25 protein-coding genes are annotated in these 25,523 nt (G+C 73.0%); 16 read left to right on the forward strand and 9 right to left on the reverse strand.

Annotated features, from left to right (window positions below; translation table 11 throughout):
• Positions 1–129 precede the first annotated feature (129 nt).
• Genes aceB through Dsi01nite_RS38480 form a run of 5 tightly spaced genes read left to right on the forward strand, consistent with a single transcriptional unit; the run spans position 130 to position 5,802 of the window.
• A complete protein-coding gene (gene aceB / locus Dsi01nite_RS38460) occupies positions 130–1,686 on the forward strand; it encodes a malate synthase A (RefSeq protein WP_203851306.1) in 1,557 nt (518 codons plus the stop codon).
• The gene (locus tag Dsi01nite_RS38465; RefSeq protein ID WP_203851307.1) at positions 1,683–3,140 is read left to right on the forward strand and encodes an FAD-linked oxidase C-terminal domain-containing protein; all 1,458 of its coding nucleotides are present in this window, start codon (positions 1,683–1,685) and stop codon (positions 3,138–3,140) included. The genes aceB and Dsi01nite_RS38465 overlap by 4 nt, the downstream gene beginning before the upstream one ends.
• Positions 3,141–3,143: 3 nt before the next feature.
• On the forward strand, positions 3,144–4,319 hold the full coding sequence (locus tag Dsi01nite_RS38470) for an FAD-binding oxidoreductase (protein WP_203851308.1): 1,176 nt from the start codon (positions 3,144–3,146) through the stop codon (positions 4,317–4,319).
• Complete coding sequence (locus Dsi01nite_RS38475; protein ID WP_203851309.1) at positions 4,319–5,566, forward strand: (Fe-S)-binding protein; 1,248 nt, start codon at positions 4,319–4,321, stop codon at positions 5,564–5,566. The genes Dsi01nite_RS38470 and Dsi01nite_RS38475 overlap by 1 nt, the downstream gene beginning before the upstream one ends.
• A gap of 59 nt (positions 5,567–5,625) precedes the next feature.
• The gene (locus Dsi01nite_RS38480; RefSeq protein ID WP_203851310.1) at positions 5,626–5,802 is read left to right on the forward strand and encodes a hypothetical protein; all 177 of its coding nucleotides are present in this window, start codon (positions 5,626–5,628) and stop codon (positions 5,800–5,802) included.
• Positions 5,803–5,820: 18 nt separating this feature from the next.
• On the opposite strand, the gene Dsi01nite_RS57710 is transcribed toward Dsi01nite_RS38480, so the two are convergent.
• Complete coding sequence (locus tag Dsi01nite_RS57710; protein WP_239136479.1) at positions 5,821–6,426, reverse strand: hypothetical protein; 606 nt, start codon at positions 6,424–6,426, stop codon at positions 5,821–5,823.
• A gap of 89 nt (positions 6,427–6,515) precedes the next feature.
• Here Dsi01nite_RS57710 and Dsi01nite_RS38490 point away from each other — a divergent pair, with 89 nt between their 5' ends.
• Positions 6,516–8,255, forward strand: coding sequence for an ABC transporter ATP-binding protein (locus Dsi01nite_RS38490; protein WP_203851311.1), 1,740 nt, complete (start codon positions 6,516–6,518; stop codon positions 8,253–8,255).
• 27 nt (positions 8,256–8,282) lie between these two features.
• A complete protein-coding gene (locus Dsi01nite_RS38495) occupies positions 8,283–8,930 on the forward strand; it encodes a GntR family transcriptional regulator (protein ID WP_203851312.1) in 648 nt (215 codons plus the stop codon).
• Between the two features lie 6 nt (positions 8,931–8,936).
• Here the strand turns inward: Dsi01nite_RS38495 and Dsi01nite_RS38500 are convergent, their stop codons facing one another.
• Entirely contained in the window at positions 8,937–9,497 is a 561-nt protein-coding gene (locus Dsi01nite_RS38500; RefSeq protein ID WP_203851313.1) for a hypothetical protein, read from the reverse strand.
• Positions 9,498–9,633: 136 nt separating this feature from the next.
• Positions 9,634–10,617, reverse strand: a complete 984-nt coding sequence (locus Dsi01nite_RS38505; RefSeq protein WP_203851314.1) for a calcium-binding protein — start codon at positions 10,615–10,617, stop codon at positions 9,634–9,636.
• Between the two features lie 202 nt (positions 10,618–10,819).
• Here Dsi01nite_RS38505 and atzF point away from each other — a divergent pair, with 202 nt between their 5' ends.
• The 5 genes from atzF (at position 10,820) to Dsi01nite_RS38530 (ending at position 16,074) form a co-directional block, all read left to right on the forward strand.
• Positions 10,820–12,556 carry an allophanate hydrolase gene (atzF, locus tag Dsi01nite_RS38510; protein WP_203851315.1) on the forward strand — a complete coding sequence of 579 codons (1,737 nt, stop codon included), beginning with the start codon at positions 10,820–10,822 and terminating at the stop codon, positions 12,554–12,556.
• Positions 12,553–13,251: a biuret amidohydrolase gene (gene biuH / locus Dsi01nite_RS38515; protein ID WP_203851316.1), complete on the forward strand. Its 699-nt coding sequence runs from the start codon at positions 12,553–12,555 to the stop codon at positions 13,249–13,251. Before atzF ends, biuH begins: the two co-directional genes overlap by 4 nt.
• 8 nt (positions 13,252–13,259) lie before the next feature.
• Positions 13,260–13,940, forward strand: coding sequence for a cysteine hydrolase family protein (locus Dsi01nite_RS38520; protein WP_203851317.1), 681 nt, complete (start codon positions 13,260–13,262; stop codon positions 13,938–13,940).
• Positions 13,941–13,942: 2 nt separating this feature from the next.
• A complete protein-coding gene (locus tag Dsi01nite_RS38525; protein ID WP_239136480.1) occupies positions 13,943–15,592 on the forward strand; it encodes a SulP family inorganic anion transporter in 1,650 nt (549 codons plus the stop codon).
• 89 nt (positions 15,593–15,681) lie between these two features.
• Positions 15,682–16,074 (forward strand): AtzH-like domain-containing protein, encoded by a 393-nt coding sequence (locus tag Dsi01nite_RS38530; RefSeq protein WP_203851318.1) that lies wholly within the window; start codon positions 15,682–15,684, stop codon positions 16,072–16,074.
• Between the two features lie 7 nt (positions 16,075–16,081).
• Here Dsi01nite_RS38530 and Dsi01nite_RS38535 read toward each other — a convergent pair whose 3' ends face one another.
• The 4 genes from Dsi01nite_RS38535 to Dsi01nite_RS38550 form a co-directional block, all read right to left on the reverse strand.
• The gene (locus Dsi01nite_RS38535; protein ID WP_203851319.1) at positions 16,082–16,651 is read right to left on the reverse strand and encodes an HdeD family acid-resistance protein; all 570 of its coding nucleotides are present in this window, start codon (positions 16,649–16,651) and stop codon (positions 16,082–16,084) included.
• Between the two features lie 52 nt (positions 16,652–16,703).
• Positions 16,704–17,009, reverse strand: a complete 306-nt coding sequence (locus Dsi01nite_RS38540) for a chaperone modulator CbpM (protein ID WP_203851320.1) — start codon at positions 17,007–17,009, stop codon at positions 16,704–16,706.
• 9 nt (positions 17,010–17,018) lie between these two features.
• Positions 17,019–18,035 carry a DnaJ C-terminal domain-containing protein gene (locus Dsi01nite_RS38545; protein WP_203851321.1) on the reverse strand — a complete coding sequence of 339 codons (1,017 nt, stop codon included), beginning with the start codon at positions 18,033–18,035 and terminating at the stop codon, positions 17,019–17,021.
• A 97-nt stretch (positions 18,036–18,132) separates the two neighbouring features.
• Positions 18,133–18,789, reverse strand: a complete 657-nt coding sequence (locus tag Dsi01nite_RS38550; RefSeq protein ID WP_203851322.1) for an Hsp20/alpha crystallin family protein — start codon at positions 18,787–18,789, stop codon at positions 18,133–18,135.
• A 155-nt stretch (positions 18,790–18,944) separates the two neighbouring features.
• On the opposite strand from Dsi01nite_RS38550, the gene Dsi01nite_RS38555 reads away from it, so the two are divergent.
• Positions 18,945–19,340 (forward strand): DUF2267 domain-containing protein, encoded by a 396-nt coding sequence (locus Dsi01nite_RS38555; protein WP_203851323.1) that lies wholly within the window; start codon positions 18,945–18,947, stop codon positions 19,338–19,340.
• 58 nt (positions 19,341–19,398) lie between these two features.
• Here the strand turns inward: Dsi01nite_RS38555 and Dsi01nite_RS38560 are convergent, their stop codons facing one another.
• Positions 19,399–20,823, reverse strand: a complete 1,425-nt coding sequence (locus Dsi01nite_RS38560) for an LLM class flavin-dependent oxidoreductase (RefSeq protein WP_203851324.1) — start codon at positions 20,821–20,823, stop codon at positions 19,399–19,401.
• A complete protein-coding gene (locus Dsi01nite_RS38565) occupies positions 20,807–21,451 on the reverse strand; it encodes a hypothetical protein (RefSeq protein WP_203851325.1) in 645 nt (214 codons plus the stop codon). The genes Dsi01nite_RS38560 and Dsi01nite_RS38565 overlap by 17 nt, the downstream gene beginning before the upstream one ends.
• Positions 21,452–21,552: 101 nt before the next feature.
• Here Dsi01nite_RS38565 and Dsi01nite_RS38570 point away from each other — a divergent pair, with 101 nt between their 5' ends.
• From Dsi01nite_RS38570 to Dsi01nite_RS38580, 3 genes are all read left to right on the forward strand, one after another.
• Positions 21,553–22,047: a pyridoxamine 5'-phosphate oxidase family protein gene (locus Dsi01nite_RS38570; RefSeq protein WP_203851326.1), complete on the forward strand. Its 495-nt coding sequence runs from the start codon at positions 21,553–21,555 to the stop codon at positions 22,045–22,047.
• A 68-nt stretch (positions 22,048–22,115) separates the two neighbouring features.
• Positions 22,116–25,208, forward strand: coding sequence for an SNF2-related protein (locus Dsi01nite_RS38575; protein ID WP_425554502.1), 3,093 nt, complete (start codon positions 22,116–22,118; stop codon positions 25,206–25,208).
• A gap of 16 nt (positions 25,209–25,224) precedes the next feature.
• Positions 25,225–25,512 (forward strand): YciI family protein, encoded by a 288-nt coding sequence (locus tag Dsi01nite_RS38580; protein ID WP_203851328.1) that lies wholly within the window; start codon positions 25,225–25,227, stop codon positions 25,510–25,512.
• The last annotated feature ends 11 nt before the right edge of the window (positions 25,513–25,523 follow it).

The raw sequence follows: 25,523 nt of genomic DNA on the forward strand, positions 1-25,523 counted from the left end.
TCACAGTTGGAAGACTCCCCTGCTGGACGGACCCGATACTGGCGGACCTGAGTTTTGTTCGCCAGAGCTTCCCATATCACACGCGCCGCGACACGCCCCGGGTGGCAGCGCAGCCGATAGGGTCATGACATGGGCACTGTTCAGGGCGTCGAGATTACCGGACCGGTTGACGGCCGCTTCGCTGAGATACTGACTGAAGAAGCTCAGAGTTTCCTGGCAGACCTGCACCGGGCGTTCGACGCCCGGCGGCTGGAGCTGCTCGAGGCCCGTAAGGAACGCGAGGCGGAGCTCGCCGCCGGCGGGACGCTGGGGTTCCTGCCCGAGACGCGAAACATCCGCGAGGGCGACTGGCGGGTGGCCGAGCCGGCGCCGGGACTGATCGACCGGCGGGTGGAGATCACCGGGCCGACCGACGCGAAGATGACCATCAACGCGCTCAACTCGGGTGCGAAGGTATGGCTCGCCGACCACGAGGACGCCAACACGCCACTGTGGGCGAACGTGATCGGTGGACAGCTCAACCTGCGCGACGCGAATGCCGGGGCGCTGTCGTACACCTCCGGCGAGAAGCGCTACGCACTGACCGACGGGCCCCGCCCGACCGTCGTCGTCCGGCCGCGGGGCTGGCACCTGCCGGAGAAGCACATCCTGGTCGACGGGGCGCCGACGTCCGGCTCGCTGACGGACTTCGGGCTGTACTTCTTCCACAACCATCTCGTCACCCGGCCGTACTTCTACCTGCCCAAGATGGAGTCGCACCTGGAGGCGCGGCTGTGGAACGAGGTGTTCGCGTTCGCGGAGGAGCGGTTCGGCCGGCCGACGGGCACGATCCGGGCGACGGTGCTCATCGAGACGTTCCCCGCCGCGTTCGAGATGGACGAGATCCTCTACGAGCTGCGTGAGCACTCCGCCGGCCTCAACGCCGGGCGGTGGGACTTCATGTTCAGCGTCATCAAGAAGTTCCGGACCAGGGGCAAGGACTTCCTGCTGCCGGACCGCAACACGGTGACGATGACGGTGCCGTTCATGCGGGCGTATACCGAACTGCTGGTGCGGACGTGCCACAAGCGGGGCGCGCACGCGATCGGTGGCATGGCGGCGTTCATCCCGAGCCGGCGGGACCCGGAGGTCAACCGGGTCGCCCTGGAGAAGGTCACCGCCGACAAGACCCGCGAGGCCGGCGACGGCTTCGACGGCTCCTGGGTGGCGCACCCCGACCTGGTCGGCGTCTGCCGGGACGTGTTCGACGGCGTGCTCGGCGACCGGCCCAACCAGCTGGACCGGCTCCGCGAGGACGTGTCGGTGTCCGCGGCGGACCTCCTCGCCGTCGGCGACACCCCCGGCCAGCAGACGGAGGCCGGGCTGCGCAACGCGGTGAGCGTCGGCGTGCAGTATCTCGACGCGTGGCTCAAGGGCAGCGGCGCCGTCGCGATCAACAACATGATGGAGGACGCGGCGACCGCCGAGATCTCCCGGTCGCAGGTCTGGCAATGGCTGCACAACGGTGTCACCCTGGCCGACACGGGCGCGCTGGTGACGCGCGAGCTGGTCGAGCGGATCGCCGACGAGGAGCTGGCGCTGATCGACCGGGACCTGAGCGAGGCGCGGGCGCTGTTCATGGAGGTGGCGGTGGCGGACGAGTTCATCGATTTCCTGACCTTGCCGGCGTACGACCGGATGCCATGACCATCGACGGGCTGGCGGCGCGACTCCGGGGATTCCTGAAACCGGAGCAGGTGCTGACCGACCGGCAGCAGCTGCGCACCTACGAGTGCGACGGCCTGACCCACTACCGGGTCGTGCCGGCGGTCGTGGTGCTGCCGCGCACCGCCCAGGAGTGCGCGGACACGGTCCGGGCCTGCGCGGAGGCCGGAGTGCCGTTCGTGGCGCGCGGCTCCGGCACCGGCCTGTCCGGCGGGGCCCTGCCGCACGCCGACGGCGCGCTCATCGTCACCTCGCAGCTGCGCGCGATCCGCGAGGTCGCCCCGCAGGACGAGCGGGCCGTGGTCGAGCCGGGCGTGATCAACCTGCAGGTCAGCCGGGCCGCGGCCCCGCACGGGTACTACTACGCGCCGGACCCGTCCAGCCAGCAGATCTGCTCGATCGGCGGCAACGTCGCGGAGAACTCCGGCGGCGCGCACTGCCTCAAGTACGGCTTCACCACCAACCACGTCACCGGCGTCGAGATCGTCACGCCCGACGGCGACCTGGTCCGGCTCGGCGGGCGGGCCCCGGACACGCCCGGCTACGACCTGCTCGGCGCGTTCGTCGGCTCCGAGGGCACGCTCGGCATCGCCACGGAGGTCACGGTGCGGCTCGTGCGCCTGCCGGAGACGGTCCGCACGCTGCTCGCCGCGTTTCCGGGCACCGACCAGGCGGGCGCCGCCACCTCGGCGATCATCGCGGCCGGGGTGGTGCCGGCCGCGGTGGAGATGATGGACGCCCTGGCCATCGAGGCCGCTGAGGCGGCGGTGCACTGCGGCTACCCGGGCGGCGCCGGCGCCGTGCTCATCGTCGAGCTGGACGGCCCGCGGGCCGAGGTCGAGGCCCAGTTCGCCGCGGTCGAGGCGTTCTGCCGGGAGCACGGCGCGTTCGAGATCCGCATCGCCGCCGACGACGCGGAGCGGGCCCTGTTCTGGAAGGGGCGCAAGTCGGCGTTCGCGGCCGTCGGCCGGATCAGCCCCGACTACATCGTCCAGGACGGCGTCATCCCCCGCACCGCGCTGCCGCGGGTCCTGACCCGCATCGCCGAGCTCGCCCACGAGCACGGCGTGAGGGTCGCCAACGTCTTCCACGCCGGCGACGGCAACCTGCACCCCCTGGTGCTGTTCGACGAGACCGTCCCCGGGCAGGCGGAGCGCGCCGAGGCCGTGTCCGGCGCCATCCTCGACATCTGCGTCGAGCACGGCGGGTCGATCACCGGGGAGCACGGCGTCGGCGTCGACAAGGCCAAACACCTGCCCAGCATGTACAGCGCCGCCGACCTCGACACGATGCAACTGGTGCGGTGCGCGTTCGACCCGCGGGGACTGTCCAACCCGGGAAAGATCTTCCCGACGCCCCGCCTGTGCGGCGAGGTCCCGGGACGGCACAAAGGTACCCATCCGCTGCACCAACCAGGCATCGCGGAGGTCTTCTAGACCATGACAGCCGAGATCGCGGGGACGCCGGCCGCCACCGTCGCCACGCCCGGGTCGACCGAGGAGGTCGCCGAGGTGGTCCGCGACGCCGCCGGCGGGGGGCTCGCACTGGTGGTGCGCGGGGCCGGCACCCGGCAGGACTGGGCGCTGCCGCCGCAGCGACTCGACCTGATCCTGGAGACGTCACGGCTGTGCGGGCTGGTCGAGCACGCCGCCGGTAACCTCGTCGCGGTGGTCCGCGCGGGCACGCCGCTGCGCCAGGTCCAGGAGGCGCTGCGCCCCGCCGGGCAGCAGCTGGCCCTGGACGAGCCGCTGCCCGGCGCCACCATCGGCGGGACGGTCGCGGTCAACGCGTCCGGTCCCCGGCGGATGCTGTATGGCACGGTCCGCGACCTGCTCATCGGCGTCACGGTCGTGCGCGCGGACGGCGTCGTGGCGAAGGCCGGCGGCAAGGTCGTGAAGAACGTCGCCGGGTATGACCTCGGCAAGCTCGTCGCCGGCTCGTACGGCACGCTCGGCGTCGTCACCGAGTGCGCGTTCCGGCTCCATCCGCTGCCCGCCGCGCGCCGGTTCGTCTCGGTGCGTCTCGACGGGCCCGACGACGCCGCCCGGGCGCTGTCCGCGGTCCTCGGCGCGCAGGTCGTGCCGAGCGCGCTGGAGATCGACACCGACCCGCTCACCGTGACCGCGCTCGTCGAGGGCGTCCCGGCCGGCGTCGCCCAGCGGGCCGCCGACCTGGAGAAGCTCCTCGGCGCCGGCGCCACCTCCACCGAGGCCCCGCCGGACGGCTGGGGCAGCTACCCGTGGGGGCCCGGCGACGTCGGCATCAAGCTCACGTCGGCGCTGTCGCGGGTGCCGTACCTACTGACCGCCGCCGGGGTGACCGCCCAGCTGCACGACGTGGCGTTGCACATCCGGGGCTCCGCCGGCACCGGCGTGCTCTACGCGGGGCTGCCCGGCGACACCGACCCGGGCTCGGTCGTCGGGGTCGTCAGCGACCTGCGGGCGGCGACCCGGGCCGGCGCCGGGCACTGCGTCGTGCTGACCGCGCCGGCGGCGATCCGGTCCCGCGTCGACGTGTGGGGCCACGTCGACGGCCTCGACCTGATGCGCCGGGTCAAGGAGCAGTTCGACCCCCTGGGCATTCTCGCGCCCGGCCGGTTCGTAGGAGGCATCTGATGTCGTTCGTCGATCCCGAGCTGGTGTCCGACTGCGTCCACTGTGGATTCTGCCTGCCGACCTGCCCGACGTATGCGCTGTGGGGCGAGGAGATGGACTCCCCGCGCGGCCGGATCCAGCTGATGCTGCAACAGCTGGAGGGCGAGCCGCTGACCCCTTCCGTGGCCGGGCACTTCGACGCGTGCCTGGGCTGCATGGCGTGCGTGACCGCGTGCCCGTCCGGGGTCCGCTACGACACGCTCATCGAGCAGACCCGGGTGGGCGTCGAGGAGCGGCACACCCGGGCGTTGCCCGAGCGGGCGCTGCGCGGGCTGGTCTTCGGCCTGTTCCCGCACCCGCGTCGGCTCGCCGCGCTGAAGCTGCCGCTGTGGCTGTATCAGCGGCTCGGCTCGCCGCTGCTGGACCGGCTGCCGGGGCGGCTGTCGACCCTGTCCGCCCTCGCCCCGCCGGTGCGCCGGGCGGTGCCCCTGCCGGCGCGGCTGCCCGCACTGGGGACGCGCCGCGCCGTGGTCGGGATGCTGACCGGCTGCGTCCAGCGGGCGTTCTTCCCCGACGTGAACGCCGCGACGGCGCGGGTCCTGGCCGCCGAGGGCTGCGACGTGGTGATCCCGCCCGGGCAGGGGTGCTGCGGCGCGCTCAGCGTCCACAGCGGACGGCGGGACGAGGCGGCCCGGTTCGCCCGTGGCATCGTGGACACGTTCGCCGACGCGGGCATCGACGCCCTCGTGGTCAACGCCGCCGGGTGCGGGTCGTCGTTGAAGGAGATCGGTGCCCTGCTCGCCGACGACCCGGTGTACGCACCACGCGCCGCCTGGCTCGCCGGGCACGTGGCCGACTTCTCCGAGCTGCTGGGCCGGCTCGGCCCGGTCGCGCCGCGGCACCCGCTGCCCGTCACCGTGGCCTATCACGACGCGTGCCACCTGGCCCACGCGCAGGGCGTCCGGTCGCAGCCGCGCGAGTTGCTCCGCGGGATCCCGGGCCTCGTCCTGCGGGAGATCGCCGACCCGGAGCTGTGCTGCGGCTCGGCGGGGGTGTGGAACGTGCTGAACCCCGAGCCGGCCGCGGAGCTCGGCGCGCGCAAGGCGGGCAACGTCCTCGCGACCGGCGCGGACTGGCTCGTCACCGCGAACCCGGGCTGTCTCATGCAGATCGGTGCCGGGGTGCGCGCGGCCGGCGGCACGATCCGCACCGCGCACACCGCTCAGGTGCTGGACGCCTCGATCCGCGGCGTGCGCCTGCCCCGCTGACCCGCGTCGGGTAGGCGACGGGGCCGAGCCTGACGGCCCGGCCCCGCGTGTCTGCTGACATGACGACGACGAATCTTGTGGACTGCCCCGAGTGCGGGCTCCCGGCGACCGCCCGCAACGAGGGCCGGGCGTGGAGCACCGGCGGCCCGGTCGAGCACGTCCGCCTGCACTGCGTGCTCGGACACCGGTTCTTCGGCCCGGCGACGACGCTGCTGCGCCGGCTCAGGGCCGCGTGACGATCCGGGGCTGAACGTTCAGTTCGGGCGCAGCGGGCGGCCCTGACCGTCGACCGGACGGCCGGCCAGCATGACGATGCCGTCGACGACGAACCACACCCACAGGCCGAACGACACGATCCAGGTCAGACCGAACGAGAAGATCCCGCAGATGATCGCCGTCCAGCCCACGATCACCGCGAGGATGATCTGCGTGATGCCCAACGCGATGTTGCCGGCGTAGATCCGGCCGATCCCGCCGAGGCCCAGGAACAGGCCCGGCAGCAGCTGCAGCAGACCCGCGACGAGCTTCGACTTGTCGGAGTAGGGCTGGCCCGTCACCGGGTCGTAGCCGGCGTTGGCGACACCGAGCACCGGCACGCCGTAGGCCTGCTGCTGACCGTAGGCGGCCTGCTGCCCATACGGGTCGTAACCGCCGGACGTCGGCGCGCCGGAGACCGGCAGCTGGTAGGTCGGCGAATACGGCGGGCCGGACCCGGGCGGCCCTGAGGACGGCGGCCCCGACATCGGCTGCTGCGGCGCGGCCGGCAGCGCATACGGGTCGGAAGGCTGCTGCCCGTACTGGGGCTGGCCATACGGATTGGGCTGATATGGGTCCGGCTGTCCGTAGGGTGGCTGCGTCATGGGAGCAGGCTACGTCACCCGTCCACAGAGCAGGAGCCTGTGACCATGGTGACGTTGAGCGTTTTCACACCATGCGATCGGATGGGTGCATGGACTTCGACGGCCGCAGGCCGCTCCGCACCACTGTCCGGCTCCTCGCACCCCGCAAATGGCGCATCGCCCTGGCCACCATCGCGTTCGCGGCCAAGGACAGCCCGACCTGGCTGTTGCCGCTGCTCACCGCCAACATCATCGACGTCGTGGTGGAGCACCGGCCGTTGCTGCAGCTGTGGCTCAACGCGGCCGTCCTCGCCGTGATCCTGCTGCAGAACATCCCCATGCACATGCTCTGGGTCCGGCAGATGAGTCTCATCGTGCGGGAGCTCGGCACCGACCTGCGCTCCGCGCTCGCCGGCCGGCTGCAGCAGCTGTCGATCAGCTTCCACACCAAGGCCGGCGCCAGCCTGCTGCAGACCAAGGTCGTGCGCGACGTCGAGAACGTGGAGATGATGCTGCAGCAGGTCGCCGCGTCCGGCACCTCGGCGGTGCTGACCCTCATCGGCGCGCTGAGCCTGACCGCGGTGCGGGTGCCGCAGTTCGTGCCGCTGTTCCTGCTCGTCGTCCCGGCGACCGCCGGGCTCGTCGCGATGGTCCGCCGCCGCTCCGGCGCCCGCAACGAGGAGTTCCGCCGCCGGGTCGAGGACCTCTCCGCCCGGGTGGACGAGATGGCGCACCTCATGCCCATCACCCGCGCCCACGCCCTGGAGACCGAGGCGCTGCACCGGGTCCGCGGCACCGTCGACGAGGTCCGCGCCGCCGGCCACCGCCTCGACCTCGTCAACGGCAGGTTCGGGGCGCTGTCCTGGGTGACCTACCAGCTGCTCGGCGCGGCCTGCCTGATCGGCGCCGGCTGGGCCGCCTGGAGCGGGTTCGCCCCGGTCAGCGCCGGCGACGTGGTCCTGCTCAGCACCTACTTCGCCGTGCTCACGAACTCCGTCATCGGCCTGTTCGGCCTGGCCCCGATCATCACCAAGGGGCTCGAGTCGATCCGGTCCGTCGGCGAGGTGCTCGCCGCCCCCGACCTGGAGCGCAACGAGGGCAAGCAGACCGTCACCGCCGTCGCGGGAGCCGTCACGCTGCAGGGCGTCGGCTACCGGTACGCCGACGCCGCGGCACCGGCGGTCCGCGGCCTCGACCTCGACGTGCGCCCCGGCGAGACCATCGCGTTCGTCGGGCCGTCGGGCTCCGGCAAGTCGACCATGCTGAACCTGCTCATCGGGTTCATCCGCCCGACCGAGGGCCGGATCCTCCTCGACGGCGTCGACATGGAGCACATCGACCTGCGCAGCTACCGCAAGAGCGTCTCGGTGGTGCCGCAGGAGTCCGTCCTGTTCGACGGCACGATCATCGACAACGTCACCTACGGGCTGCGGGGCATGACCGAGGAGACCGTGACCCGGGCACTGCGCGACGCCAACGCCCTGGAGTTCGTGGAGCGGCTCCCGCACGGCTGGGACACGGTCGTCGGCGAGCGCGGCGCCCTGCTCTCCGGCGGCCAGCGGCAGCGCCTGGCGATCGCCCGGGCCCTGGTCCGCGACCCGCGGGTCCTCCTGCTCGACGAGGCCACCTCGGCCCTGGACAGCGAGTCCGAGGCCCTGGTGCAGGAGGCCCTCACCAGGCTCATGCGGGGCCGAACGACCTTCGTCGTCGCGCACCGGCTCGCCACCGTCCGCGGCGCGGACCGGGTCGCCGTGCTGTCCGGCGGCCGGCTCGCCGAACTCGGCACCCACGACGAGCTCATCGCCGCCGACGGGCTCTTCGCCAGGCTGCACCGGCTCCAGAAAGTCTGATCTGTGAGTGTCTGCCACACTGGGCGGGTGAAGCCGCCCGGTGCGTCCGACGAGCTGGCCAGCGCGAGCCTGGTCGATCTCGCCGTGTCCCGCCTGAGCCGGGAGATCCTCAGCGGCGCCACCGACCCCGGCGAGCGCCTCGTCGAGGAGCAGTTGACCCGCCGGTTCGGCATCAGCCGGGCGCCGCTGCGGGAGGCACTGCGCCTCCTCGCGCAGCAGGGCCTGGTCGAGCACGTGCCGCGCCGGGGGGTCCGGGTGGCCACCCTGTCCGCCGACGACATCCAGGAGCTCTACGCGGTCCGCGACGTCCTGGAGCGGCACGCGGTCACCGCCACCCCGCCGGACGCCGACCTGGCCGGCATCGCCTCCGCCGTGAAGGCCATGCAGGAGGCCGACGCCCGCGGCGACCAGTTCGACGTCGCGACCGCCCACCGCGAGTTCCACGTCGCGGTGGTCGCGCTCGCCGGCAACCGCCAGCTCACCCAGGTCTACGAGTCGATCCTGGTGAAGATCCAGCTCTACATGGCGCTCAACCTGCGCCGCGAGGCCGAGGTCGCCCGCCCGCACGACGGCGTGCACCGGCACGAGCACCTCTTCGAGGCCGTCTCGGCCCGGGACCCGGCCGCCGTGCTCGCCGCCCTGGACGCCCACGGCGCCCGCTCCTACCTGCCCTGAGCGCGGCTACCCGCTCGGCGACGCCCACCCGTGCGGCGGTTCGGCGGGCTGGTGCGTGGATCGCTGCGTGGGCTGTTCGGGCGCGGACCGGGCGGGCGGCAGCGGGGCCTGCCACAGCGCCGCCTCGGCCGGGACGGTGAAGCCCGGCGGCATCGGATACCGCGGCATCGGCTGCGACCGCAGCGCCTCGACGAACCCGGGATGCGCGCGGGGCAGCTCCAGCCACAGCCCGTCGGGGCTGACCCGGACCCCGGCAAGGTAGCTGCGGTTGCTGCGGGCGATGAGCACGATGCCGGCGGCCAGGCCGATCGCGATGACGGCGATCGAGACGAGGCGCTCCTGGCCGCGGACCCGCTCGCCGAGCATGACGGCGGACAGCAGGCCGGTGAGGATCACGCCGGCGGCGATGACGATCCGGACCGCGCGGCGCGCGGAGCAGCGGCCGCACCACGGCCACGCCGGCACGTCGATCTCCTTGCGCAGCGGCTTGAGCAGGTGATACGCGAGCCTGCCGCCCAGCGCCACGAGCGGCCACGTCCACACCGGCAGCGGCGACAGGAACGTCATCTGCCACAGCATCGTGGCGGGACGCCCGTGGCGCGGACAGACGCGCGGCACGGGCGCACCGGCGGGAATGCGGACGGGCGGCATGGCATGCTCCGGAGGCCGAGGGGTAGCCGGGATCATGCCATGCCGCCCGCGATCAGGGCAGCGGTATCAGCGTCGAACAGCTGCTCGTGGAGGCGCCGTCGGCGCCCGGGTAGCAGATGTCGGAGTCGAGGCCGCCGTTGAGCGTGTCGTAGCCGGCGTCGCCGTACAGGACGTCGTTGCCGGAGCCGCCGTTGATGGTGTCGGCGCCCTGGCGGCCGCGGAGGGTGTCGGGGCCCCCGCCGCCGTTGATGACGTCGTCACCGGAGTAGGTCGTGCACGGCGGAGGTGCCTGGATCGCGGTGGGTGCGAACATGCCGGCCGGGATCGGCTGGCAGGGCGTGGTGTACCAGCCGCCGTCGATGACGTTGGCGGACGCGTTGCCCGTCAGCGTGTCGGCCGCGCCTCCGCCGGTGAGGTTCTCGATCTCCTGGAACACGTCGAACTCGCCGGTCAGCGGGTCACCGCCGCCCGCGGGGGCGGTCAGGGTCGCGGTGATCTTCACGGTCCGTCCCTGGAACGTGACGGTGTCGGAGCCGTTGCCACCGTTGATCCAGTCGTTGCCCGGGCCGGAGTAGACGATGTCGTCGCCCTCCCCGCCCGAGGCGTCCCCGGCCGCGGCCTGGCCGCCGTTGGCGTGGCCGCCCATCTTGATGATGTCGTCGCCGTCGCCGCCGGCGGCGTGCACGTTCGACTTCGTGCGGTTGTCGATGATGTCGTCGAGGTCGTAGGTCTTGATGTCCAGGAACGTCGCGCCGTGGACGCAGTGGACGGTGGTCTGGGTGGCGTACGGGTAGCTGCAGGTGCTCCCGTCCGGCGTGCTGAAGGTGATCGGGTACACGTCGGTGAAGGCGACCACCCCCGCTGACGGGTTGGTGATGGTGAGCCGGTTGGCCTGGTTGAGCGCCGCCTCGTAGTGCATCTCACCGCTCATGGTGAGGGTGGCGACCGGTGGTGCCGCGTGCGCGGGGCTCACGGCGGCGACGGTGAACGCGACGCCGAGCATGACCGCGAGACCGAGTCGGGACAGTCGTCTCATCGCGGCAGGGTCGCAGTGACCGTGATCACAATCCCGTGACTGTCGGATATAGAGCTCGAGTGCGGCGCGCAGCGTCGCATGGGGGGTGTGGGGTGGGAACCCCCCACGGAACCCCCGGCGGCAGCGCGGGAGCTAGAAGTCGTACATCGACGCGTTACATGAGCCGCGGTTTGGCGAAACAGAACTGTCGACAATCGACAGCATGACCGCTCTCGCCGCCACCCAAACGGGGATCGCCGCCCTCCGCGACGCCTATCTCCATGGGACTTTGACTCCGGCCGAGGTCGCCGAGCAGGTCATCGCTGCCGAGTCCGCGCCCGGGGTGTGGATCACGCGAGTTGCCCCGGAGGTGCTGAGGGCCCGGGCGGCCTCATTGGACGACCCGAGCCTGCCCCTGTACGGCATCCCGTTCGCGGTGAAGGACAACATCGACGTCGCGGGGATGCCGACGACCGCGGGCTGCCCGGCGTACGCGTACACCCCGGACCGCAACGCACCAGTGGTGGACCGGCTCCTGGCGGCCGGCGCGATGCTCGTCGGCAAGACCAACCTCGACCAGTTCGCGACCGGGCTCACCGGGTCCCGCTCCCCCTACGGCGCGGTCGAGAGCGTCTTCGGCGGCGGGCTCATCGCCGGCGGGTCGAGCTCCGGCTCCGCGGTCGCCGTCGCGGCCGGCGTCGTCGCGTTCTCCCTCGGCACCGACACCGCCGGCTCCGGGCGGGTGCCGGCCGCGCTCAACGGCATCGTCGGGCTCAAACCGACCCGCGGCCTGCTCAGCACCGCCGGCGTGGTCCCTGCCTGCCGCTCGCTGGACTGTGTCTCGATCTTCACGCTCGACGTCGCCGACGCCCGCACGGTCCTGGACGTGGCCCGGGGACCGGCCACGGAGGACCCCTGGTCGCGGGCGGCCCCCGGTGAAAGCCTCCCACCGGCGGCCGTCCGCCTCGGCGTGGCGCGACCCGACGTGCTCGAGTTCGACGGCGACCACGGGCAGGCCGAGCGATACGTCGCCGGCTGCCTCACCGCCGCGCGGCTGGCCTCGGCCGTCACCCAGGTCGACCTGGCCCCGCTGCTGGAGGCCGGGGACCTGCTCTACCAGGGGCCGTGGGTCGCCGAGCGCCTCGCCGACCTCGAGGACTTCCTCACCGGGCACGCCGACGCGGTGCTGCCGCTGACGCTGGGCATCCTGCGCGGCGGCGAGGGGTACAGCGCCGCCGACACGTTCCGCGCCCAGCACCGGCTGCAGGCGCTCAAGGCGGAGGCGGCGCGGCTGTTCACCGCGATCGACGTGCTGGCACTGCCGACGATCCCGACCACGTTCACCCTGGCCGAGATCGCCGAGGAGCCGCTGCGGCGCAACCTGGTCCTGGGCCGCTACACGCAGTTCGCGAACCTGCTCGACCTGGCCGTCGTCACCGTGCCCAACGGGACGACGCCGGAGGGGCGACCGGCCAGCCTGTCGCTGATCGGTCCGGCGTTCAGCGAGGACACGCTGCTCGGGCTCGCCGCCGCGTTCAAGGGCGAGGCGCTGGCCGTACACCATCCTCAGCCGCCAACGGTGGAACTGGCCGTGGCCGGTCACCACCTTCGGGGTGAGGCGCGAAACGCCGAGCTGGTGGCACTGGGAGGGCGGTTCGCGCGCACCACGCGAACCGAGGCGTGCTACCGGCTGTTCCGGCTGCCGACGGGGGTGCCGGGCCTGGTCCGGGTCGGCGCCGGGCAGGGCGCGCAGATCGAGGTCGAGATCTGGCGGCTGCCGAGCAGCGCGGTGGGTGCGCTGCTCAGCAGTGTCAAGGCGCCCTTGTCGATCGGTTATCTGTCCACGGTGGACGGTCGGACCGTGCAGGGGTTCCTGTGCGAGGCGTACGCGGCCGGCGAGGCACAGGACATCACCGCCAGCGGGGGCTTCCGGGCCCACCGGCAAGAGGAGGGGCAATGAGTGCAAGCATCGGTCCGGTCGTCGGTGCCAGGCCCTACGCCTGGCCGTATGACGGTTCGGTCCCGGTCGAGCGCACGGCGCTGCTGTGCATCGACTGGCAGACGGACTTCTGCGGCCCGGGCGGCTACGTCGACAGCATGGGCTACGACATCGGCCTGACCCGGGCGGGGCTGCCGGCGACCGCGAAGCTGCTCGACCACGTGCGCAGCCTCGGCATGCTGGTCGTGCACACCAGGGAGGGCCACGACCCGGACCTGTCGGACCTGCCGCCCAACAAGCGCTGGCGGTCCGCGCAGATCGGCGCGGAGATCGGCTCCGCCGGCCCGTGCGGCCGGATCCTCATCAAGGGCGAGCCCGGCTGGCAGATCGTGCCGGAGGTCGCCCCGGCACCCGGCGAGGTGATCGTCGACAAGCCCGGCAAGGGCGCGTTCTACGCCACCAACCTCGACCTGGTGCTGCGCACGCACGGCATCACGCACATCATCCTGACCGGCATCACCACCGACGTGTGCGTGCACACGACGATGCGTGAGGCGAACGACCGTGGCTACGAGTGTCTGATCCTGTCGGACTGCACCGGCGCCACCGACCCGTCCAACCATGCCGCCGCCCTGCACATGGTCACCATGCAGGGCGGGGTCTTCGGCTGCGTCGCCACCTCCACCGACGTGATCGCAGCGACCGTCTCCTCCTAGGAGCCTTGATGGCCACAGTGGACGCTCATCCCGGACCCTTCACCTTCGACCCGGCCACCACCGCGCTCATCGTCATCGACATGCAGCGCGACTTCATGGAGCCCGGAGGTTTCGGCGAGACGCTCGGCAACGACGTCTCCCAGCTGCGCCGGGTCATCGCACCGACCGAGGCGCTGCTGCGGGCCTGCCGCGCGGCCAGCCTCACGATCATCCACACCCGCGAGGGGCACCTGCCCGACCTGTCGGACTGCCCGCCGGCCAAGCTCAACCGCGGCGAGCCGAGCCAGCGCATCGGCGCGCCGGGCCCGATGGGACGCATCCTCATCCGCGGCGAGCACGGCCACGACATCATCGACGAGCTCGCCCCGGCACCCGGCGAGCTGGTCATCGACAAGCCCGGCAAGGGCGCCTTCTACAACACGACGCTCGGCGAGGTCCTCGCCGGGCAGGGGATCCGCAGTCTCGTCGTCACCGGCGTGACGACCGAGGTCTGCGTGCACACCACCGTCCGGGAGGCCAACGACCGCGGCTACGAGTGTCTCGTGCTGTCGGACTGCGTCGGCTCGTACTTCCCGGAGTTCCAGGAGGCGGGCCTGAAGATGATCGCCGCGCAGGGCGGCATCTTCGGCTGGGTCGCGCCTTCCACCGCGTTCATCGCCGCACTTCAACCGTCTCTGCAGAGGACGTGATCATGAGCTCCGATACCTCCTTGAAGGTCCCGTGGTGGGTCCGCGGCGACACCAACGCGTTCTTCGGCTTCGGCGTCAACGTCCTCGTCAACGTCCTGACGCTGACCTCGCTGTGCCTGTTCGTGGTGAAGCTCAGCGAGGGCGACGTCTTCCAGGCGATCCTGCCGGCGCTCGGCATCGCGCTGGTCGCCGGCAACGTCTACTACACGTTCCTGGCGCGGCGCCTGGCCCGCAAGGAGAACCGCACCGACGTCACGGCGCTGCCCTACGGGCCGAGCGTGCCGCACATGTTCATCGTCATCTTCGTCATCATGCTGCCGGTGTACCTGAAGACGAACAACCCGACCCTGGCCTGGAAGGCCGGTGTGGCCTGGGCGTTCATCATCGGCATCATCGTGCTCATCGGCGCGTTCGTCGGCCCGTACATCCGCAAGTACACGCCGCGGGCCGCGCTGCTGGGCACCCTGGCCGGCATCTCCATCACGTTCATCTCGATGCTGCCCGCCGCCCGGATGTGGGACCTGGCGTGGGTCGCGCTGCCGGTGTTCGCGCTGCTGCTGATCGGCCTGCTCACCGACACGAAGCTGCCCGGCAACTTCCCGATCGGCCTCGCCGCGCTGCTGGTCGGGACCGCGATCGGCTGGGCCGGCGGCGCCATGGACGGCAACGCGGTCAGCGCCGCCGTCGACGACATCGGCTTCGCGCTGCCCGGCTTCCACCTCAACCTGCTCACCTCGGGCCTGTCCGACGTGGCACCGCTGCTGGCGACCGCGATCCCGCTCGGCGTCTACAACTTCACCGAGGGCATGTCCAACGTGGAGAGCGCCGCGGCCGCCGGGGACAACTACAACCTGCGCAGCGTGCTCCTCGCCGACGGTGCCGGCGCGATCATCGGCGCGGCGCTCGGCTCGCCCTTCCCCCCGGCCGTGTACGTCGGGCACCCCGGCTGGAAGAAGGCCGGCGGCGGCAGCGGCTACTCGATGGCGACCGGCATCGTCATCGCCATCCTGTGCTTCCTCGGGATGTTCGGCTTCCTCGGGGCCATCTTCCCGATGCCGGCGATCGTGCCGATCCTGCTCTACATCGGGCTGCTGATCGGGGCGCAGGCGTTCCAGTTCTCCCCGAAGGCGCATGCCGCGGCGGTGATCGCGGCGCTGATACCGAACATCGCGCAATGGGCCACCAGCCAGATCGACAACTCCCTGGCGGCGGCCGGCACCACCGCGGCGAAGGTCGGCGACGCGGCCCTGGCGGGCAACGGCGTCGTCTACAGCGGACTGTTGACCCTCGGCCAGGGCGCGATCCTCGCCGGGCTGGTGTTCGGCTCGATCGTCGCGTTCATCATCGACAAACGCTTCATCCACGCGGGGATCTTCGCGCTGTCGGGGGCGGTGCTGGCCTTCGTCGGGCTGATCCACGGCGAGAAGGTCGCGTGGAACGCCGATGGGCAGGTCGCGCTCGGCTACCTGTTCATCGCGGTGGTCTGCGGGCTGTTCGCGCTGAGCCGGCCCGAGCCGCGGGTCAAGGAGCCCGACGAGATCGAGCTGGACCGCCTGCACGGTTCGCCCGCGCCCGCACCCGCTCCCGCATCCGCCGAGCCGGCTCCGGCTCCCGCGGCGGCCCCGGCGGCGGCTCCGGCACCGGCGGCGTAGGTTCCGTCCAACGGCGTGGTGGTCCCCTCCTCCGAGGGGACCACCACGCGTGGATCGTCGTGCAAGTCGCTTGCAATGGAGGGTCAGCCGTGCAGATCGACCGGGACGACGTCGTCGCCGAGGTGACCGCAGCCTTCGAGGCGTACGAGAAGGCGCTCGTCGCCAACGACACGGCCGCGCTCGCCGAGGCGTTCTGGGACGCCCCCGCCGTGGTGCGCTTCGGCATCGCCGACCGGCAGACCGGTGCCGGGGAACTGCGTGCGTGGCGGGCCGCCCAGGCGCAGCTGCCGGCCGGCCGGCGGTTGTACGACACCCGGGTCAGCACGTTCGGGGCCGAACTGGCGACCGTGACCACGATGTTCGACTACCCAGGCGGCGAGGACCGCCCCGGGAGGCAGTCCCAGACCTGGGTCCGCCTCCCGGAGGGCTGGCGCATCGTGCACGCCCACGTGTCCCAGGAGCAGCCGCCGCCGGGCCGGTGAGCGCCCGTCAGTGGGCGGCGGCCATCCGCCCCCGCCCCTGGTGTGTCAGCTGGTAGGCGGCGTACAGCAGCAGCGCGCCGCTGACGATCGCGTAGAGGCCGATGGCCCACGCGATCGCGACCGCGCCCTGCGCCGGGCGGACCACCACGAACAGCCCGGCGACCACGGAGATCGCACCGACCAGCGCCAGGGTCCAGCCGCCGTGCTGGCGGGTGGCGAGCCACAGGTCGGCGACGCCGGTCACGATCGCCCACGCGCCGACCAGGACGGCCAGGACCACCCCGGTGATCCCCGGCCACACGATGGCGAGGACACCGGCGGCGAGCCCGAACAGCCCGGCGACCGCGCGGGCCACCCGCGGCCCGGTGCCGTCGGCGAAGCCCGTCACCGGGTTCGTCGCGCCCGCGGACGGGCGCATCGCGTGCACGATCTGCTCGAAACCGGTCGCGATCGCGAAGACCCCGAACAGCAGCGCCAACGCGATCACCGTCACCCCGGGCCAGATGACCGCGAGGATCCCGAACACGATGGCGAGAACCCCCCGCACCCCGAGCAGCCACGCTTCTCTTCTGAGCATCATGCCCTCCTAGCGAGTCGGTCTTCGACCGCCGGCGATTCGACAAGCGGCTCTAGCGAACCGGTCGGCTTCTCGCGAGTCGGTCTTCGAGTTCGTCGATGCGGTCGAGCAGGTCCAGGACCACCCCGACCGCGGCGTAGTTGAGCGTCAGGTCGTCGTGCAGCCGGCGGATCCGGGCGACGGTGGCCAGCTCCGCGACGGGGAACCCGGGCGCGCCGGTCGGTCCGGTGGTGACCTCCACCAGGCCCAGCGCGACGAGGCGGGCCACCAGGTCCGGATGCAGCCCGGCCGCGGCGGCGAAGGCGTCGAGGGGCAGGTCACGGGGCAGCCGCGCGGCCCGTACGAGTGGAAACGTCATGCGGCGCTCCTAGAGGCTCCGGGGGTCGGCCGTGGACGCCACGGCAAGCTCCGCGTAGAGCCGCCGTTCGCGGCCGGACAGGTTCGGTGGGACGACGATGCGCACCTTCACGTGCAGGTCGCCGGCGACGCCCCTCGGGTTGGGCAGGCCCAGCCCGGGCAGCCGCAGCCGCCGCCCCGACGACGAGCCCGGCGGCACGTCGAGCCGCACCGGCCCGCCCGGGGTCTGGACCTGCACGGGCGCGCCGAGCGCCGCCTCCCACGGCGTCACCGGCAGCTCGACCACGATGTCCCGGCCGTGGACCTTGTACCGGGGGTGCGGCGACAGGTGGACGACGAGGTAGAGGTCCCCGGACGGCCCACCGCCGGTGCCGGGCGAGCCCTGGCCGGCCAGCCGGATCCGCTGTCCTTCGGCGACCCCCGCCGGCACGTCCACGGTGTACTGCCGGGGGCGCCCGGCCGGTCCCGGCAGCGTGATCGTGCGCCGGGCACCGTGATAGGCGTCCTCGACCGCGACGGCGAACCCGGCCTGGCTGTCCGCGCCCGCCCGGGCCTGGTCGTTCGACCGCGGCCGGTCGTCGTTGGATCGCGGTCGGTCGTCGTTGGATCGCGGCCGGTCGCGGGGTCCTGGCTGGTCGCGGGGTCCTGGCTGGTCGCGGGGTCCCGGCTGGTTGTACGGGGGTTGGCGGCGCTGCGGACCGGCCTGCCCTCCCGGTGCCTGCGGACCGGCCTGCCGCCCTGGTGCCGGCGGCGAGCCGAGGCCGCCCTGGAACAGGCTGCCGAGCCAGTCGTCCGCGGTCGCCCCACACCAACCGCAGCTCGCGTCGTAGTCGCGGCGCCGCCGAGGGTCGGACAGCACCTGGTACGCCTCGGCGATCGCCTTGAAGCGCTCCTCCGCGCCCGGTTCGCGGTTCACATCCGGGTGGTGTCGGCGGGCAAGGTTCCGGTACGCGCGCCGGACCTCCTCGCTGCGGGCGGTCCTCGGCACGCCGAGGTCTGCGTAGTAGTCGCGGGTCTCAACCGGCATCGGTCCCCCCAACTGGTGCGCCGTCCGCGTCGACGGACTGCCGGCCCCTGAGGACCGGCAGCGTCGCGCGCCTCCACGGTGCTGGGCCGCCCCGGTCTCAGCTCATGCCGCTGCGACCGACCTGGCCCGTGCTGCCGGTGCCGGTGCTCCCGGCCTGCTGGCTCGCCGGCCCCGGCCGGGACTGGCCCTCACGCATCTGCTTGGCCTGCGCCGCCGGCGTGTCCGCCGGCCTGGTCTCATGCTGCGGCCGGCCCTGCGTTCCCTGCTGCGGCTGCCCCTGCGCCTGCTGCTGGGGCCGGCCGCCGGCCTGCTGCCCCTGCGGCGCCGGCTGGCCAGCGCCCTGCTTCGCCTGCTGGCCCAGCTGGGGCTGCGCCGCCTGGACGGTGATGCGGCGGGTCTGCTCCCCGCGCGCCTTCGGTGCGATGACGGTCAGGACGCCGCTGTCGAGGTTCGCCTCGACCCGGTCGTCGTCGATGTTGCCCGGCAGTGCGATGAGGTACTCGAACTCGCCCTCCTGCCGCGCGTGGTGGTGCATCATGCCGCCGCGGACCCGGGCCCGGTAGCTGCCCGCCACCCGGATCTCGTTGTCCCGCAGGTCGATCCGCACGTCGGCGGCGTCGACGTCGGGCAGGTCCAGATCGACCAGGTAGGCGTCGGCGGTCTCCTCGATGTCGACCGGCACGCCACCGATGCGCGGCATCGCCGCCGCCGGGAACGTGAACGCCCGGCCGGGTCGGGTCACCAGGAATGCCATCGGGGTGTCTCCCAACGATGAGGGGATGTACGCGGCCATGCTGGGCGCGCATCGGGTGACCCCGTCCCACCTGCGGCGGATGAGCGCAGGCCGGCTCGTCGTTCGCTCCTTGCTGGTGATGGTGCTTCACCTGGCCGATGGGGAGCGTTCGACGCATGTATGAAGACGTGTTCATAACGGAGGTCCGCGAGAAGACCGGCATCGCCACCGCGGAGGAGACCCGCCGCGCCATCCGGGGCGTGCTGCACGCGCTGGCCACCCGACTGCCGGACGGCTGGGTGCACCACCTGGCCGCGGAGCTGCCACCGACGCTCGCGGAGCCGCTGTGGTCCTACCAGCACCTGTACGACCAGGAGGTGCACCTCGACTTCCTCGCCGACGTCGCGGCCCGGGCGGCCGTCCCGCCGGCCATGGCCGAGCGGCTGGCCAGGGCCGTCTTCGCCGTGATCGCGAGCGCCGGGGACCCGGCGCTGCTGCGCCGCGTGTACGCCCCGCTCACCAGCGACATCCTGGCCCTCACGGAGTCGGACCGGTCGCTGCTCCCCGTGTGACCCACCGGCCGCCAGGCGCCGGCCTGGCGGCCGCCAACAGCGATCCACGGGTCCACGCTCACCGGAAGGCGGCCATGACCTCCGCCATCGGCGCCATGCAGGCGGGATCGGGCAGGCGGACCATCGCCTCGCGCACCCCCGCGTCCGCCAGTTGCCGGAACCGTCCGATGTGGTCGGCGACGGTGCCGGCGTTGACCTCCTTCGCGTAGGCCTCCCGGGACCGGCGGCCGCGCCCCCGTTCGACGAGCTCCGACAGGTGCCGGTCGTCGGCCGCGACGAGCGCGGTCCCCAGGTGGGTGAGCCGGGTGTCCGGGTTGTAGCCGCGCAGTACCTCGGCCTTGCGCCGCACGGTGGCGAGGTCGCCCATGACGTTGGCGGCGTCGGCGTAGGTCGCGGCGAGCCGCAGGGTGCGCCGCTCGCCGTTGCCGCCGACGATGATCGGCACCCGCTCCTGCACCGGTCTCGGGTAGCACAGGGCCTCCGGCACCGTCAGGGTGCGCCCCTCGAAACGCGGACTGCCCTTGCCCCACAGCAGCGGCAGCACCCGCAGCGCGTCCTCCAGCAGCGCGTAACGGTCGCCGACGTCGGGGAACGGCCAGCCGTAGGCGACGTGCTCCTCCTTGAACCAGGCCAGGCCGAGCCCGCACACCGCCCGGCCGCCGGAGAGCACGTCGAGCGTCGCCACGATCTTGCCGAGGTGCGCGACGTTGCGATACGTCACGCCGGTGACCAGCGCGCCCAGCCGGACCTTCGTCGTGCACGCGGCCAGGTACGCCAGGGTCGTGTAGCTCTCCAGGAAGTCCTCCCAGGCCCGCCCGAGCTGCGGGATCTGCCGGAAGTGGTCCATCACGTAGATCGCGTCGAACCCGGCCTCCTCGGCCTCCTCGGCGCTCGCCCGCACGTCGACCCCCTGGAACCGCCCGATGTGCAGCCCGAACCCGAGCCGCGCCGGATCGTCGCGCTGCCGGTGGTGGGCCTCGGCCGCCGCCACGAACGCCTCAGGGACCGTGCGTGCCGGCGTCTCCAGGTGCACCGCGTCGAACCCCTCCGACGGCAGTGCGTCCCGGGTCGCCGCCCAGGCCCGCAGCTGCTGGGTGAGCACGTCGGCCGGGATGCGCTTGGTGGCCCTGGCCCGGTTCCTGGCCCGGCACTGCGCCGGTGGCGTGTCGAACGCGATCGCGACGCACGGCAACCCGTGTGCCTTCGCCGCCGCGACCCATCCCGCCCGCCGCTGCGCGTCCAGCCCGAGGGTGTCGATGACCGTGGTCAGCCGCCGCCGGAGCCGCTGCGCCACCACCGTGTCGAGGACGGCGAACGCGTCGGCGCTCGCGGTGATGTCGTCCTCGCCGGCGCCGACGAGCGCCCGGAGCCGGTCGCTGCTGACGATCCGGTCGGCCGCGAAGTGCGTCTGCGCCCACGTCGACTTGCCCGCCGCGCCGGGCCCGACCAGCACGACCACACAGGGCTCAGGAAGCGTGAGCACGGCCCGCTCCGGACGGTTTCTCCGGCCGGTCAAGGAGGCGGCGGACCGCCTGGGCGATCAACGGCACGGCGCGGGCCTCCAGTTCGGCGCCGCCGTCGCGGACGAGCGTGACGCCGTGCTCATTGACGCGGCAGCGGGCCACCGCCTGGCGCAACGACGCGACCGGGTAGCCGCCGCGGGGCTCGGCGAGCAGGCCGGTGTTCCACTCGCGGGTCTCCGCGACACCATCGACGGGCTGGGTCCACTCGAACCGGCCGGCCACCCAGAGGGTGCCGACCTCGATCTCGTCGATCTCGACGCGTTCCCCGCCGAAGCGCAGCTTCACCGTGCGGCGGCGCTGCTCGATCACCGGGCGGCCCGGGACACCCTTCGCGACCAGGTCGCGGACCGCCTGACCGGACATGACCCAGCGCGGCTCGTCGCCGGGGCGCTGCACCGGGCCGACATTGCGGGCCGCACCGGCGGCGGCAGCGTGGCGGCGGGCGGCGCACGGCTCACACAACGCGGCGTAGCCGTCGCCGGTGGCCGGGTTGCGGCCCTGGTGCGACATGCAGAACGCGGACCCGCAGTCCCGGCACCGGCCGATCGCCAGCACACCACAGTCGTCGATCCCGCACTCCGCAGCCATCCGAGCGACGATACCGCCGACGGCCGCCGCGTGCCGCCACGCGGAAGGACTCGGCCGGTCGGACGTTGACCCGGCGGCGGGGGTAGGCCAGTCTGGCTGCCATGCTCTCGTGGGGTCGCTTCCGGCGCTCGGCGCCGGACCTGGCCTCGTCCGGCCGTGCCCTGCTCTACCGCAACGGCGTCGGCCTGGCATATCTGGGCACCGTGCGCGCCGACGGCGGGCCACGGGTCCACCCGGTCAGCCCGCTGCTCGTCGAGGACGGGCTGTTCACGCTGCTCATGGTCTCCCCGAAACTCGAGGACCTGCTGCGCGACGACCGCTTCGCCCTCCACACGTTTCCCTTGCAGGACGCTGAGGACGCGTTCTACCTCACCGGGCGGGCCAGGTTCCCGCGCGACCAGGCGCTGCGGCGCAGCGTCGCGGCCGCGTTCCTGGCCGAACGGGCGCTGTCGGGGCCGCCGCCCGGCTTCGGGCAGCACGTGCTCGTCGAGCTGCACGTGGAGACCTGCGTGCTGAGCCGCGCCGGCGAGCAGATCACCTGGGCGGCGGCCGAACCGAACCTGCACGAGATCGGCCGCCACCGGGCCATGCGGTAACGACACCCATCGCTGAACAGTGGTTCAGCGGCCCGTGCCGGCAGTCCTCGACTAGGCTCGCGCGGGTGATCGTCGTCCACGCAGCCTGGCTCGACGGTCGTCTGTCGCTCTGGGCCGAGGACCCCGACCTGCCACCCGGCCGGCGCCGCGGCCGGTCGAAGGTGCCCCCGCACCCGTTCGCCGTCCGCGGGCTCCGCCTGGACGAGGACACCGGAGTGCCGGCGACCCGGACCCTCACCCTGCCGACCCGCGGCGACCTGCCCGAACCGTCGCCCGCCGCGCTCGGACCGCAAACACCGGCCGACGCCCCCCTGAGGCTGAGCGAGTGGACGGTCGACACCGTCGAATACGGCCCCGACGACGCCTACGCCCTGCTGCGCTCGACACTGGTGGCGATCGCGGCCGACGACGGCACCGAGGACTTCGTGTTCGGCGACTCGGTGCGCGCCCTGGCCACCGTCGCGTCCTTCGCCGCCTCCCTCGTCCGCCGCGGCCGCATGCTCCCCGGCCTGGGTCCTGCGGACGGCAGCGGCGCGGCCGGCCCCGCCGGCGGAGCGGTCCGCGGCGCCGGCGCCCGAACCGGAAGCATCGAGGCGCGCTGGGTGCCCGTGCTGACCGGCAAGGACGCCGCCTACACCCGGTCGCTCGCGCTGGCGCTGCCGCAGTCGGTGCTCGGCGCCGCACCGTCCCGGGCCGCGCTGCTCACCGAGGTCCTCGACACCCTCGTCGACGCCGCCGCCCGGGCCGTCCTGCCCGCCGCCACCCACCGGGTCACCGGCGTCGCCGGCGCGTGGCTGACCGCGCTCACCGGCACCGACCGCGGCGTGCCCGGCGCCGCCGGGGAGCTCGACGCGCTGCGCGACGACCTGGCCGCGTGGCAGGCGGACGCGATCGGCGGCACGGTGCGCGCCTGCTTCCGGCTCGTCGAGCCACCCGAGCCCGGCACGCTCGAAGAAGCCCTGGCCGACGACGACGAACCCGTCTGGCGCCTGGAGTTCGCGCTGCAGGCCGCCGACGAACCGAGCCTCGTCGTGGACGCCGGCACCGTCTGGCAGGCACCCGGCCCGCTCGAACTGTCGCAGTGGCACGTCCCGGCGCCGCAGGAGACCCTGCTGGCTGAGCTCGGCCGGGCCAGCCGCCTGTACCCGGCCCTCGAGGACTCGCTGCGCGCCGCCCGGCCGGCCGGGCTCACCCTCGACACCGCCGGCGCGCACCAGCTGCTCAGCGACCACGCGCCGCTGCTGGCCGGTGCCGGGTTCGGGATGCTGCTGCCCGGTTGGTGGCGCAAGCCCCAGGCCCGGCTCGGCGCCCGGCTCACCGCCCGCAGCCCGTCCACGTCCCAGCCCGGCACGGTCGCCACCACCAGCGCCGTCGGCCTCGGCTCCGTCATCGACTACCGGTGGGAGCTCGCCATCGGCGAGGAGCCCCTCACCGAGGAGGAGCTGCGCCGGCTCGCCGACCTCAAGGCGCCCCTCGTCCAGCTGCGCGGGCAGTGGGTCGAGCTCGACCCGCGCCGCCTCGCCGCCGGCCTGGAGATCATGCGCAGGCAGGCCGACGAGAGCACGATGACCGTCGCGGACCTGCTGCACCTCGCTGGCGGCGACCCTGGAGACACTGGTGGAGGGCCCGGCGGGCTGCCCGTGGTCGAGGTCGCCGCCGACGGGTGGCTCGGCGACCTGCTGTCCGGGGACACCGAGCTGCGCGTCCCGGCCGCCGAGCCGCCGGAGCGTTTCAACGGCAGCCTCCGGCCGTATCAACTCCGCGGCCTGAGCTGGCTGAGCTTCCTGGAATCGGCGGGGCTCGGCGGCATCCTCGCCGACGACATGGGCCTCGGCAAGACCGTCCAGCTCCTCGCCCTCCTCGCCGGTGAAGCGCCCGGCCCGACGCTGCTCATCTGCCCGATGTCACTGGTCGGCAACTGGCAGCGGGAGGCGGCGAAGTTCGCGCCGGCGCTGCGCGTGCACGTCCACCACGGCGCCGAACGCGCCCGCGGCGCCGCCTTCCGGGCCGCGGTCGCCGCGTCGGACCTCGTCGTCACCACCTACGCGATCGCGGCCCGGGACGCGGCCGCGCTGAAGTCGCTGTCGTGGCACCGGCTCGTCCTCGACGAGGCGCAGGCGGTGAAGAACGCCGCCACCAAACAGGCGGTCGCGGTCCGCGGGCTGCCGGCCCGGCACCGCATCGCGGTCACCGGCACCCCGGTGGAGAACCGGCTCGCGGACCTATGGTCGATCATGGACTTCGCCAACCCGGGCCTGCTCGGCACCGCCACGAAGTTCCGCGAACGCTTCGCCGAGCCCGTCGAGCGGCGCGGCGACGCCGACGCGGCCGCGCGGCTGCGCCGCATCACCCAGCCCTTCGTGCTGCGCCGCCTGAAGACGGACCGCAGCATCATCTCCGACCTGCCGGAGAAGCTGGAGATGGAGGTGCTGTGCAACCTCACCCGCGAGCAGGCGTCGCTCTACCAGGCCGTCGTCGACGAGATGCTCGGCAAGATCGAGCGCAGCGAGGGCGTCGCCCGCCGCGGGCTCGTGCTGGCGACCATGACCCGGCTCAAGCAGATCTGCAACCACCCGGCGCACGCCATGCGCGACGGTAGCCGGCTCGCCGGTCGCAGCGGCAAGCTGCTGCGCCTGGAGGAGATCCTCGACGAGGTCCTCGCCGCCGGTGAACGGGCGCTCGTCTTCACCCAGTACGCGGAGTTCGGCGGCATGCTGCGCGCGCACCTCTCCGCCCGCCTCGGCCGCGAGGTCGCCTACCTGCACGGCGGGCTGGACAAGTCGGCCCGGGACACGCTCGTCGCCCGGTTCCAGGCCGCGTCGGCGTCCTCGCCGCCGGTGTTCGTGCTGTCGCTGAAGGCCGGCGGGACCGGGCTGACCCTCACCGCCGCCAACCACGTCGTGCACGTCGACCGGTGGTGGAACCCGGCCGTCGAGGACCAGGCGACCGACCGCGCGTTCCGCATCGGCCAGCGGCGCGCCGTGCAGGTCCGCAAGTTCGTCACCGCCGGCACCGTCGAGGAGAAGATCGCCGCCATGATCAACGAGAAGCGCGGCCTGGCCGCGAAGATCGTCGGCACCGGCGAGCAGTGGCTGACCGAGCTGTCCACCAGCGAGCTGCGGTCCCTCCTCGCGCTGGAGGCGGGCGCGGTCGTCGAGTAGCCCGTAAACTGCACCGATGTTCGTGATCACGCTCAGCTATCTGGTCGGCGTCGAGGAGATCGACGAGGCGATGCCCGCCCACCGCGAGTGGCTCGACGCCCAGTATTCCGACGGCGTGTTCCTCGCCTCCGGCGCGCAGGTCCCCCGCAAGGGCGGCGTCATCCTCGCCGCCGGTCTGCCCCGGCTGGAGCTCGAGGCGCGACTGTCCCTCGACCCGTTCAAGCAGAAGAACCTCGCCTCCTACGAGGTGGTCGAGTTCGTGCCGCGCGCCGTCAAACCCGGCCTGGAGGCCCTGCAGGCATGACCGGCCAGCGA

This window comes from Dactylosporangium siamense (assembly GCF_016862795.1).
GTDB lineage: Bacteria > Actinomycetota > Actinomycetes > Mycobacteriales > Micromonosporaceae > Dactylosporangium > Dactylosporangium siamense.

Coding starts and splice junctions, on each gene's coding strand:
- Dsi01nite_RS38465 (WP_203851307.1), top strand. CDS start 1,683: ATGACCATCGACGGGCTGGCGGCGCGACTCCGGGGATTCCTGAAACCG.
- Dsi01nite_RS38565 (WP_203851325.1), bottom strand. CDS start 21,451: ATGGCTGCGGAGTGCGGGATCGACGACTGTGGTGTGCTGGCGATCGGC.
- Dsi01nite_RS38570 (WP_203851326.1), top strand. CDS start 21,553: ATGCTCTCGTGGGGTCGCTTCCGGCGCTCGGCGCCGGACCTGGCCTCG.
- Dsi01nite_RS38550 (WP_203851322.1), bottom strand. CDS start 18,789: ATGGCATTCCTGGTGACCCGACCCGGCCGGGCGTTCACGTTCCCGGCG.
- Dsi01nite_RS57710 (WP_239136479.1), bottom strand. CDS start 6,426: ATGACGCAGCCACCCTACGGACAGCCGGACCCATATCAGCCCAATCCG.
- atzF (WP_203851315.1), top strand. CDS start 10,820: ATGACCGCTCTCGCCGCCACCCAAACGGGGATCGCCGCCCTCCGCGAC.
- Dsi01nite_RS38580 (WP_203851328.1), top strand. CDS start 25,225: ATGTTCGTGATCACGCTCAGCTATCTGGTCGGCGTCGAGGAGATCGAC.
- aceB (WP_203851306.1), top strand. CDS start 130: ATGGGCACTGTTCAGGGCGTCGAGATTACCGGACCGGTTGACGGCCGC.
- Dsi01nite_RS38545 (WP_203851321.1), bottom strand. CDS start 18,035: ATGCCGGTTGAGACCCGCGACTACTACGCAGACCTCGGCGTGCCGAGG.
- Dsi01nite_RS38535 (WP_203851319.1), bottom strand. CDS start 16,651: ATGCTCAGAAGAGAAGCGTGGCTGCTCGGGGTGCGGGGGGTTCTCGCC.
- Dsi01nite_RS38520 (WP_203851317.1), top strand. CDS start 13,260: ATGGCCACAGTGGACGCTCATCCCGGACCCTTCACCTTCGACCCGGCC.
- Dsi01nite_RS38470 (WP_203851308.1), top strand. CDS start 3,144: ATGACAGCCGAGATCGCGGGGACGCCGGCCGCCACCGTCGCCACGCCC.
- Dsi01nite_RS38555 (WP_203851323.1), top strand. CDS start 18,945: ATGTATGAAGACGTGTTCATAACGGAGGTCCGCGAGAAGACCGGCATC.
- Dsi01nite_RS38540 (WP_203851320.1), bottom strand. CDS start 17,009: ATGACGTTTCCACTCGTACGGGCCGCGCGGCTGCCCCGTGACCTGCCC.
- biuH (WP_203851316.1), top strand. CDS start 12,553: ATGAGTGCAAGCATCGGTCCGGTCGTCGGTGCCAGGCCCTACGCCTGG.
- Dsi01nite_RS38525 (WP_239136480.1), top strand. CDS start 13,943: ATGAGCTCCGATACCTCCTTGAAGGTCCCGTGGTGGGTCCGCGGCGAC.
- Dsi01nite_RS38500 (WP_203851313.1), bottom strand. CDS start 9,497: ATGACGTTCCTGTCGCCGCTGCCGGTGTGGACGTGGCCGCTCGTGGCG.
- Dsi01nite_RS38475 (WP_203851309.1), top strand. CDS start 4,319: ATGTCGTTCGTCGATCCCGAGCTGGTGTCCGACTGCGTCCACTGTGGA.
- Dsi01nite_RS38480 (WP_203851310.1), top strand. CDS start 5,626: ATGACGACGACGAATCTTGTGGACTGCCCCGAGTGCGGGCTCCCGGCG.
- Dsi01nite_RS38490 (WP_203851311.1), top strand. CDS start 6,516: ATGGACTTCGACGGCCGCAGGCCGCTCCGCACCACTGTCCGGCTCCTC.
- Dsi01nite_RS38505 (WP_203851314.1), bottom strand. CDS start 10,617: ATGAGACGACTGTCCCGACTCGGTCTCGCGGTCATGCTCGGCGTCGCG.